Here is a 10,546-nt window from a genome sequence, read left to right as displayed (position 1 = left end):
TCGAACCTCCCACCAGAATAACTTCGTTGATATCCGAGGAAGATATTCCGGCGTCTTCCAGGGCCTTTTTGCAGGGGCCGACAGTCCGTTCGATCAATTGAGCGACCAACGCCTCAAATTTGGCGCGGGTGACAGTTATGTCAAGATGTTTCGGACCACCTGCATCGGCGGTGATAAAGGGGAGGTTGATTGTGGTCTGCATCGAGCTGGACAATTCACATTTTGCCTTCTCGGCTGCTTCCTTGAGCCGCTGGAGGGCCATGCGGTCGTTGCGGAGATCAATCCCGTTTTCCCGCTTGAACTCGTCGGCTACATAATCGATCACCACCTTGTCGAAATCGTCACCGCCTAAATGGGTGTCGCCGTTGGTGGATTTAACTTCAAAAACACCATCGCCTATTTCAAGCACCGAAATATCGAAGGTGCCGCCGCCCAGGTCGAAGACGGCTATTTTTTCGTTGCCCTTTTTCTCCAGGCCATAGGCAAGTGAAGCCGCGGTCGGTTCGTTGATAATACGTTTGACGTCAAGACCGGCAATTTTTCCGGCGTCCTTGGTCGCCTGACGCTGGGCGTCGTTGAAATATGCCGGAACGGTAACGACCGCTTCCTTTACTTCATGCCCAAGGTAATCTTCGGCGGCTTTTTTAAGGTTTTGAAGGACCATGGCCGATATTTCCGGCGGAGTATACTGCTTGCCCGCAATATTCACCTTTACCGGTTCTTCGGCATTGCCTTCGACTTGATAGGGCACCATCTTTTCTTCATTCCGGACCTCTTTTCCCCGCCGGCCCATGAATCGTTTGATTGAATAGACCGTGCTGTCGGGGTTGGTGACCGCCTGACGCTTTGCGATTGAACCAACCAGTCGTTGGCCGTCCTTTGCAAAGGCCACGATCGACGGAGTAGTCCGCGCGCCGTCGGAATTGGTAATCACTACGGGCTTACCACCTTCCATCACGGAGACAACCGAATTGGTCGTTCCCAGATCGATTCCGATAATTTTACTCATACTATCCTCCTTTATATTTAAATAATTATAATTTTTTCTTTTTTCTCGTGATAAAGAGTTTGCAAGAGTCGTGCCGAAAAAGCAAGAATACCATAATTGCCCTTTTTGAGCCGTCAAGACCAATTTAAGGACACCAGCTTTTTAATGTGTAATAGAAATGGTTCTATTTCAAAACGCGGCGTTCAATTATGAAACAGGAGGAAAGAAACAAAGGGAAGTGCAGGGCCAAAGCCCTGCACTTGGTAAGTATTAATACTCATCCATTTCAGCGCTATGGGGGCTGGAGCATTTTCTTCCTTTACTCTGTTGCAGATCACCGACGCTTCCCGACCTGCATTGGAATAAATAGTCCGGTTGCAGCCCGGATAAAGGCAACACCACCGCCGGGAACAATACCATCTTCAAGGGCGGCCCAGTGTTGCGTTGACCGTTGCAGCGAGTGTGTCGATTCCCTTGAGAAGCATGCTCCGGGCGGTTAAACCAAAATCCAACATTTTTGCAGTCATAAGTAAACTCATTTACTTATTATGACAGCAGTTGATTCTTCTATAATGACGCCAGAACATCACTTTCCCGCATGATCAAATAGTCTTCACCCTCAATATTTACTTCGGTGCCGGAATATTTGCCGTACAGCACCTTATCGCCTTTTTTCAGGCCCGGTTCAATTTTTTTGCCCTGATCGGAATATTTGCCCGGACCGGTTGCAACTACTTCCCCGGTCTGGGGTTTTTCCTTTGCGTTGTCGGGGATTATAATCCCGCCTGACGTCTTTTCTTCTGCCGCAAGGGGCTTAACGACGATCCGGTCTTCCAGTGGTTTGACATTCATATAAAACCTCCTGTAAATGGTGAAAATGAATGATGAGTCGGATCAACGAAGAAGGCTCTCCGGACCAGAATGTGTCCGGAGAGCCTTCACATCTATATGAAAAGTGGTTTGCCTTTTTGTCCATAGCCCTACTCGTCGGTTCTCAGGCGCTGATTTCTATTCGTCTGGGCTTGGCCTCTTCACGCTTGGGGATTTTTACCTGCAAAAGTCCGTTTTCAAGCGTGCCCGATATTTTATCTTTATCGTAATCGTTATTTATCTGAAAGGCACGGTAATAATCGCCCACTTTGTACTGACGAAGGATCGCCTCGCCGGGTTCTGCATAGGAGTTTTTCCCTCTGATTACCAAAGTGTCGTTCTCAGTTACCTCGATTTTTACCTGTCCCTTTTCAACGCCGGGCAAGTCGACGGCAAAAAGTATTGCATCATCCGATGCGTAAATGTCGACATCCGGACTGTACGCAACACCCGACTCATTTATCTGTTCGGCGGCAGTGTTGTTAATTGTCTTTTGTTCTCTTTTCTTCAGTTCTGTTGTCATACGACTCACCTCCTTTATTGCACATCGACAGCAATACGCTTCGGTTTGGATTCTTCACATTTGGGTAAGGTAATGTCCAGTATGCCGTTTTTAAAGAGCGCGGTGATCTTATCCTGCTCGATTTTGCACGGAAGGGTGAATGATTTTTCAAAATCACCCGACGACCGTTCCTGTCGTACGAGAGCGTAGCCGTCATTGTCGAATAACGGCTTCTTTTGGCCCGATAAGGTCAGCACGCCGTCGGAATAAGTAATCGAAACATCGTCTTTGGTCATGCCCGGCAACTCCGCGGTAATAACGATTTCTTCGCCTTTATCGTAGGCATTCATTAATGGAAACGAGCGCCCGGTCACGCCATAATTGGACCCCGAAAAAATGTTGTCGAGATCACTTCTCATTCGCTCCAACTCTTTCCACGGATCAATACGCCACATCATAACAACCACCTCCTCTGGTTAAATTCGAAACCCCAAAATTTGTCTATAAACCCGATTCTATTACTTTATTCTTGGTGATTCCTGTGACTTCAGGGTAAATCGTTGTATTTTGTTTTCTGTTTCTGAGAGCTGCAAATCATGTGCCAGATAAAAGTGGCTGAAAAATCGAAATACAGGCACTCTATGGCAAAATGGGCGTTTCAAAATGAAATGACGTTTTAATTTCAGACAGGTGAGGTCGTTATCAGAGGATATCGGCGAGTGTTTTTCGGAGGGTGCTGATACGGGCCGGAGCAACACTGAAAAACCTGAAGCCGGAATCGATAAGTTCCTTTGTATATTCGGGATTCGCAGCCATCTCTCCACAGATAATGCATTCGATGCCGGCGTCTTTTGATTTCTGTACGACAGTTTTAAGAGACTTGGCAACCAGTTGGGCTCCTGCTTCATAGTACTCCGAACAACTCAGCGTTTCTCTATCCGCTGCTACAGCATACTGAATGAGATCATTGGTACCGATACTGAGAAAATCCGAATTCTTTATAATGTTATCAATATCCATAATTGCCGAAGGTGTTTCGATCATGGATCCGATTTGTATTGGAGGGTAGACATTAAGTTTTTTACATTCCTTTTCAAGAAAGGATCGGATAAAAACAACATCTTCGGCCAGTGAGGTCATGGGCACCAGTATTTTTAATGTATATTTTTCGGCCAGTTTGATGAATGCTCTGAGTTGTGTGCGAAGCAGGCCGGGATATTTCTTTAACACCCGCACTCCCCGCAACCCAAGCAGCGGATTCCGGCCGCTTTCAGTTTTAAGATAGGGCAGATTTTTATCCCCGCCGATGTCAAGCAAGCGGATGGTTATGGGGAGATGGTGAAGTGGTGTTACGATTGTATTGATCTCGTTTACCAGTGATTCTTTATTAGGAAGGATCGAACTGGCCATATAGAGGTTTTCCAGCCTGAAAAGACCGACTCCTTCGGCATTCGATTCGGCCGCTAATGCAGCATCTTCTGCAGTGCTGACATTTGAAAGTATCCTTATCGGTTCATCGCCGATAAAAAAGGAACGGGTCATCATTTTCTTCTTGATTGAGCGAAATTTCCTTTTTTTCTTTGTTTGATCGCTCATCACCTGTTGTTTTTCTTCAACATCCGGATTGATAATAATCCTCCCCTCGTTGCCGTCAACAATAACAACGGTACCTTGAGGGACGCTGTTGAAAATACGGGAGTTGACATTCGAAACATACGGGAGGTTAAGTGCCCGGGCAAGTATAGCCGAATGACTGCTTCCACTTCCTTCTTCGGTAACAAAAGCCACCGCATTATGGGTGTTGAGATGGATAGTATCGGACGGCAGAAGCCGGGGTGTCATGATAACCGCCCTGGATGGGATCGCCGAAAGAATGTTATCTTCAATACCGGTAAGAACCCGAAGGAGCCGCCATTCGATATCCTGGATATCACTGATCTTCTCTTTGATCATAGGGTTGGAATTCTGCTCGAACTGACTTTTTACCTTGCCGAAGGTTTCGCGGATAATCTGCTCGGCATTAATCATTTTTTCCTGGATAAGGTCTTCGATTTCATAGCGAATAAAGGGATCGTCAAGAATCGTGAGCTGGGCCTGGAGGATCGCTTCCTCGTTGTGAGAAACTGCGCCGGATATCTGACGTTGCAGGGCGGCGAGGTCTTTTTTGACTCTGGTAAAAGCTTTATTTATTCGTTTCAATTCTTCGGGAATTTCAAACTTGCGGAGTTTAATGGTTTTGAAATCGCGAGTAAGAACGTCCTTATAACTAAAAGATTTTCCCAACGCCCGTCCCGGTACAATAGGAATAGCGGGTATAACCCGCCGTGACACTATTCGTTTCTGCCCGGGAACCGTAATTTCCTTTTCAGGTTGAACGGGTGATGGTGTACGCTGGTCGAACCAGGACTCAAAAATTGATCTGTCTGCATTGTCAACAAGGGTTTGTGGATCGGGGGGACGACCGGCGTTGGGGCTGACGGTAGCAGAACCGGTCCGGACAACCGGGGACACGGCCGAATTACCGATTTCCATTCCGCTCACTGCATTTTTCAGTCGATCCGTCACCTTGGAAACGTCCTTTTTACCCAGTCCCGGAAGGATAACCGCAAATGTATTGCCCGTATACTGATAAATACGGTCGACTTCCTGGACGTTATTTTCCAGCTCTTTCCGGATGTCTTCAACCGCCTTTTCTTCAACCGGATATCCATAGGCGCTGTGCATTTCGGAAAGATGGTCGATATCAAGAAGAATAATTGAAACAGGATAGGGAAGGTTTTCTTCCCGGTTGAGTACTTTTTGAAGTTCGGTGATGAAATTTCGGGACTCGTATATGCGCTGGGTTGAGCCGATGGTATCGGAGACTCTTCCCACGATAGTAAAATTCGAGAGGTCCGGAGCCGCGCCGCCTATTGATGATATTTCGATATAATCCAGTGCCGAGACCGTGAGACTCACCGGACGGGACAGTTTCCGAGAAAGAAAATTACGGTGTTCGACAATATCGAGAAACGTTTTTTTCGCCTTTTCAGCACTTTCCGGGATCGAATGGGTCAGGAGATAGACCGCATGAGTATATATCTCATCACCAAGCTGTTTTTTTAAAGCAGTGATTTTTGTCCGTTGTCGTTTGTTGCCCTTATGGCCATCGGCCAGTAATTCGATAAGGTCCCGCCGGAACGACACAGGCGCCGATGATATCGATCTGATTCTTTTCTTTCTTTTCTTTTCTGCCATTGGTGTTTCCTCTACATCTTCTTTCCTCGAATAATTGAAAATATCAGGCCAAAGCCGATAAATGCAGCAAGGAGAAAGCCGGCGATGCCGATAAGGGGGATGTCAAAAAATTTCGGCGGAATTCCCGAATGGATAACGATGGAAGATCCCACTATCAGGGCGGCAAGAACAATTGCAAAAATCAGACGATTGACAAGCTGACCGTGGCGTATGAGCATGGGCTCGAGCCCCCGATGTTCAAACTGGATGTTAAGATCGCCTGATTTGATGAGCCGGACGATTTCTTTGAGTTCGAAGGGAAAATCTTTTGCCAGGGATGCTATATCCGAGAGGGTAAAAAAGATATCATATGAAAGATGGCGAAGCCGGGGATTTTCTTTAATCAGTTTTTTGACATAGGGTTCAAGTTGCCGGGTGATATTGAATTCGGGATCCAGCCTCCTGGCAACGCCTTCGGTAATAATGATCGTACGGAGAAGCAGATAGAATCCCGGAACGATTTTCAGATTATGTTCGGTAATTATGCCTGCGAAACGATGGAGGATGTCGCCGATGTCAATCTCTTTGAGCATAAGAAGCGAATATTCTTCGATAAACTCGGTGATATCATACTCGAGCTGTTCGATATTGCGTACCCGTTCGCTGGTAAGTTGAACAAGGGTGCGGACAATTCGCTGCGGGTCCTTTTTTACAACGCCGTAAAGGACTATGCTCAGATGATATCGAAGACTGGGAGGGAGCACACCCATGGCGCCGAAATCCAGAAAACAGATAGACCCGTCGCGGCGCACAAGAATATTTCCCGGATGAGGATCGGCATGGAAAAATCCGTGATAAAAAATCTGCCTGAGAATAAGATTGACACATGTTTTGGCGGTTTCTTTTGGACTTATCCCTGCTTCTTCGAGTTTGTCTACCCTCGAAACTTTGATTCCATGCACAAATTCGGTGGTCAGAACTTTCCGGGTAGAAAAGTCCATGTACAACTTATGAACAAATATTTGCTCTTCTTTCAAAAAATCACAGCGGAAACGTTCGATATGGGCAGCTTCAATAGAAAAATCGAGTTCCTTACTCAGCATGCGCTCGAATTCATCGACGAGCTGGGTCAGATGGAGTGCCCGCATGATCTGATTGTTTCTTTCGAGAAGCGTGGCAAGATGGTATAAAATATCCAGATCGGTGGCAATTGCCTGTCTGATATTAGGTCGCTGAACCTTGACCGCAACCATATCATCGTTATTTAACACCGCCCGATGAACTTGAGCGATCGATGCCGATGCCAGTGGCTTTTCGGAAATGGTCTTGAATATTTTATCGATAGGATTCTTCAACTCCTGTTCGATTATCTTTTTAATTTCTTTAAAGGAAACAGGCGCTACCGAATCCTGCAGCTTTTCAAGTTCGGTGATAAGGTCAACCGGAATCAGGTCCGGACGATTGCTGAGAAACTGACCCAGTTTGATAAATGTCGGGCCCAACTCTCCAAGAGCAAGGCGGACACGTTCCCATCGGGATACCTTGCGCGACCGCTCTTTCTCCTCATGGGTAAAAATAATCTTCTTGGTCAGAGAGAGATAGCGCTCGATATTCAGGCTTGCAACGATATCGCCAAAACCGTATTTAATCAGAACCGAAAGTATTTCACCATAGCGGCCAATATGAAGGATGCCGCTTCTTCTGGTACGAAGACCCATAGAAATCCAGGCTATATCAATTTATTGATTTGTTTATTTTTTTTCTTCTTTTTCATCATCAACATCCTTCTCGAGCCGTGACAGGCGGTTTTCAAGAGAGGAAATTTCTTTTCTGGTCGGGATATCAAGCCTCTTGAGTGTTTTTTCCATTGTTTCACTCACCGATTTTTCCATTGCCAGACGGGCCTCGGATGATCTCTTTTTGAGTTCTTCAACAAATTTTTTTCCTTCAGCTTCAGACATGTTAGTATCTTCGGCAATCTTCTTGCCCATCTCTTCAACTTTTTCTTTTGCCATATATGCTGCACCGATTCCTGCATAGATGGCTTTTTCAACGATTTCGAACATAGGTATGCCTCCTTGTGGCTGATATGACTAAAATAAAAAATTTTCTGTCGGTTGTCATTTAATAAAACATCAAATTGTATGACGCAGCTTTAAATTTTTAACCCAGTTTCCTTATTCAATATAATTTATAGAAGTATGTTTCATTTTAAAAGTTTTATGTTTCATTTTGGATCGGAACCGATATTTTATCCCTTTTTCGAGTAATCAAACGCCCTTTTCCAGTTGGCATTGATCTTGCATAAGGGTACATCGGACACATTCAAAAAATAAGTATAAAAACGTTTCATGGAGAATATTACGTATGAACATCGAAAAATTTACAAAAAAATCTCAGGAAGCCTTGCAGGCTGCTCAGGTTGAGGCTGTTCAGCGGGGCCATCAGGAGTTACAACCACTTCATCTGATGATGGCGCTTCTGAAGCAACCTGAGGGGATTATCCCTGCACTTTTAGGGAAATTGAATATCAATGTAGCTGTTTTAGAGAATGAAATCGAAAACAAACTGAAAGCTATACCCGCCGTATCCGGGACGGGAGCGTCACAAACCTATGCATCACGCACATTTACAGCGGTTGTTGCTGAAGCGCAGGCACTGGCGAATAAAATGAAAGATGACTATGTGAGCGCCGAGCACCTCTTCCTGGCATCCCTGGATAAAGATTCGTCGTGTAAAGAGGCTGCAGATAATACGGGTATCAAAGAACGGGATATTTTAAACGGTCTCAAAGAAGTCAGGGGCAAGCAGCGCGTGACCTCACAGGATCCGGAAGGTACCTTTCAGGCCCTTGAGAAGTATGCCCGGGACCTTACCGGTATGGCAGAGCAGAACAAGCTGGATCCGGTAATCGGCAGGGATGATGAGATCCGCCGGATAATTCAGATCCTGTCCCGTCGTACCAAAAACAATCCGGTGCTTATTGGTGATCCGGGGGTAGGAAAGACCGCTATTGTTGAAGGTCTTGCTATCCGCATAATCAATGGCGATGTTCCCGAGGGTTTGAAAAACCGCCGGCTGGTAGCTCTTGACATGGGGGCGCTCATAGCCGGGGCCAAATTCAGGGGTGAATTTGAGGAGCGATTGAAAGCGGTGCTCAAAGAGGTCACCGAAAGCGACGGGAATATCATTCTTTTTATCGATGAACTCCATACGGTCGTGGGAGCCGGTGCGGCCGAGGGAGCTATGGATGCCGGTAATCTTCTCAAGCCCATGCTTGCGCGGGGAGAACTCCATTGTATTGGTGCAACGACGCTTGATGAATACCGGAAACATATAGAGAAAGACAAGGCCCTCGAACGGCGATTTCAGACAGTCCTCATCGATCAGCCAACCGTCGAAGATACTATTTCGATCCTCCGCGGTCTTCGGGAGCGATATGAAGTCCATCATGGGGTGAAGATTCGTGACGGCGCCATTATTGCAGCGGCAACTCTCTCCGACCGGTATATTTCCGACCGGTTCCTTCCGGACAAAGCGATCGATCTGGTCGATGAAGCTGCTGCGCGGTTGCGTACCGAGATGGACAGCCGTCCCACTGAACTCGATGAAGCAATGCGTCGGCAGATGCGGATAGAGATCGAAATAACCGGACTTAAAAAGGAAAAGGACAAAAAATCACGGGAGCGGCTCGAGCGATTGAAACAGGAACTTGCTGAAGTCAAGGAGTCGGTGGCGGAAATGAAAACCCGCTGGGAAACCGAAAAGAAACGAATTACCGATCTTCAGGCAATGCGGGAACAACTGGACCGGTATAAAAGTGAACTGGAAACCGCGGAGCGGGGATACGATCTTAACCGGGCCGCCCAGCTCCGTCATGGGGAAATCCCTACCCTGGAGCGAAGTATTGCCGAAGCCGAAGCTAAATTGCGGGAGCAGGAGTCGCGGTTGATGAAAGAGGAGGTTGATGAAGCAGATATTGCATCGATTATCAGCCGGTGGACCCATATTCCGGTCAACAAACTGGTGCAAAGCGAACGGGACAAGCTGCTGACCCTTTCGGACCATCTGCACAAACGGGTAGTTGGTCAGGATGAGGCTGTTGATGTGGTTGCCGATGCAGTGCTTCGGGCCAGAGCAGGACTCAAAGACCCACAACGTCCGATAGGGAGTTTCATTTTCCTCGGACCGACCGGCGTTGGTAAAACCGAACTTGCCCGGTCGCTGGCTTTCAACCTCTTTGATGATGATCGGGCTATGGTTCGTATTGACATGTCGGAGTATATGGAAAAGTACGCCGTCTCGCGGCTGGTAGGGGCGCCTCCCGGCTATGTTGGGTATGAAGAAGGCGGGCAACTCACCGAAGCGGTCAGGAGAAAACCCTATTCGGTCGTGCTCTTCGATGAGATCGAAAAAGCCCATCCCGATGTTTTCAATATACTTTTGCAGATACTCGATGACGGTCGTATTACCGATGCACAGGGCCATGTAGTCAACTTTAAAAATACGATTATCATCATGACTTCAAATATCGGAAGCACTTCAATTACCGAACAGGCGGGTGAGCATTACGAAGATGTTCGTAAGACCGTGCTCGATCAGATGCGGAAACATTTCAGGCCCGAGTTTCTCAACCGGGTCGATGAAATCGTGGTGTTCCACTCCCTTACCAGGGAACATATCGAATTGATCGTGGGTATACAGCTCGAGCGCTTTGCCAAACTACTGGCGTCAAAGAATATCACCTTTGAAGCTGATGATTCTGCCCGGAAGTATCTTGCAAAAACCGGATTCGATCCGGTCTACGGCGCGCGGCCGCTGAAACGGACAATTCAGCGGGAACTCGAGACTGCAATTTCGAGAATGATTGTGGCCGGAGAACTGGGTGAAGGCAGCAAAGTGAAAGTACGCGCCGAAGGAGACACGTTGAACTTTTCGGCAGAGTAAGAACCTGAAGAATATTTTAAATA

The 10,546-nt window shown here is 46.9% G+C and carries 8 protein-coding genes; 1 reads left to right on the top strand and 7 read right to left on the bottom strand.

What is annotated here, in order from left to right; translation table 11 throughout:
* From GF401_11620 to GF401_11590, 7 genes are all read right to left on the bottom strand, one after another.
* On the bottom strand, positions 1-1,009 hold a 1,009-nt coding region (locus GF401_11620), incomplete at its 3' end, for an Hsp70 family protein (protein MBD3345699.1).
* Between the two features lie 546 nt (positions 1,010-1,555).
* Positions 1,556-1,840 (bottom strand): co-chaperone GroES, encoded by a 285-nt coding sequence (locus GF401_11615; GenBank protein ID MBD3345698.1) that lies wholly within the window; start codon positions 1,838-1,840, stop codon positions 1,556-1,558.
* Positions 1,841-1,982: 142 nt separating this feature from the next.
* On the bottom strand, positions 1,983-2,381 hold the full coding sequence (locus tag GF401_11610) for an Hsp20 family protein (GenBank protein MBD3345697.1): 399 nt from the start codon (positions 2,379-2,381) through the stop codon (positions 1,983-1,985).
* 14 nt (positions 2,382-2,395) lie between these two features.
* Complete coding sequence (locus tag GF401_11605) at positions 2,396-2,818, bottom strand: Hsp20 family protein (protein ID MBD3345696.1); 423 nt, start codon at positions 2,816-2,818, stop codon at positions 2,396-2,398.
* 244 nt (positions 2,819-3,062) lie between these two features.
* Positions 3,063-5,597 (bottom strand): phosphoenolpyruvate--protein phosphotransferase, encoded by a 2,535-nt coding sequence (ptsP, locus tag GF401_11600; GenBank protein MBD3345695.1) that lies wholly within the window; start codon positions 5,595-5,597, stop codon positions 3,063-3,065.
* An 11-nt stretch (positions 5,598-5,608) separates the two neighbouring features.
* Positions 5,609-7,294 carry a hypothetical protein gene (locus GF401_11595; GenBank protein ID MBD3345694.1) on the bottom strand — a complete coding sequence of 562 codons (1,686 nt, stop codon included), beginning with the start codon at positions 7,292-7,294 and terminating at the stop codon, positions 5,609-5,611.
* A gap of 33 nt (positions 7,295-7,327) precedes the next feature.
* Positions 7,328-7,642: a hypothetical protein gene (locus tag GF401_11590; GenBank protein ID MBD3345693.1), complete on the bottom strand. Its 315-nt coding sequence runs from the start codon at positions 7,640-7,642 to the stop codon at positions 7,328-7,330.
* 301 nt (positions 7,643-7,943) lie between these two features.
* Between GF401_11590 and clpB the strand changes: the two genes are divergently transcribed.
* Positions 7,944-10,523: an ATP-dependent chaperone ClpB gene (gene clpB / locus GF401_11585; protein ID MBD3345692.1), complete on the top strand. Its 2,580-nt coding sequence runs from the start codon at positions 7,944-7,946 to the stop codon at positions 10,521-10,523.
* The last annotated feature ends 23 nt before the right edge of the window (positions 10,524-10,546 follow it).

Source organism: Chitinivibrionales bacterium, assembly GCA_014728215.1.
Taxonomy (GTDB): Bacteria; Fibrobacterota; Chitinivibrionia; order Chitinivibrionales; family WJKA01; genus WJKA01.
This window is presented reverse-complemented; position numbering and strand designations above follow the sequence as displayed.

What these genes read in the sequence shown, in the direction of transcription:
- GF401_11615 (MBD3345698.1), bottom strand. Translation starts at nt 1,840, where the DNA reads ATGAATGTCAAACCACTGGAAGACCGGATCGTCGTTAAGCCCCTTGCG.
- GF401_11610 (MBD3345697.1), bottom strand. Translation starts at nt 2,381, where the DNA reads ATGACAACAGAACTGAAGAAAAGAGAACAAAAGACAATTAACAACACT.
- GF401_11605 (MBD3345696.1), bottom strand. Translation starts at nt 2,818, where the DNA reads ATGATGTGGCGTATTGATCCGTGGAAAGAGTTGGAGCGAATGAGAAGT.
- ptsP (MBD3345695.1), bottom strand. Translation starts at nt 5,597, where the DNA reads ATGGCAGAAAAGAAAAGAAAGAAAAGAATCAGATCGATATCATCGGCG.
- GF401_11595 (MBD3345694.1), bottom strand. Translation starts at nt 7,294, where the DNA reads ATGGGTCTTCGTACCAGAAGAAGCGGCATCCTTCATATTGGCCGCTAT.
- GF401_11590 (MBD3345693.1), bottom strand. Translation starts at nt 7,642, where the DNA reads ATGTTCGAAATCGTTGAAAAAGCCATCTATGCAGGAATCGGTGCAGCA.
- clpB (MBD3345692.1), top strand. Translation starts at nt 7,944, where the DNA reads ATGAACATCGAAAAATTTACAAAAAAATCTCAGGAAGCCTTGCAGGCT.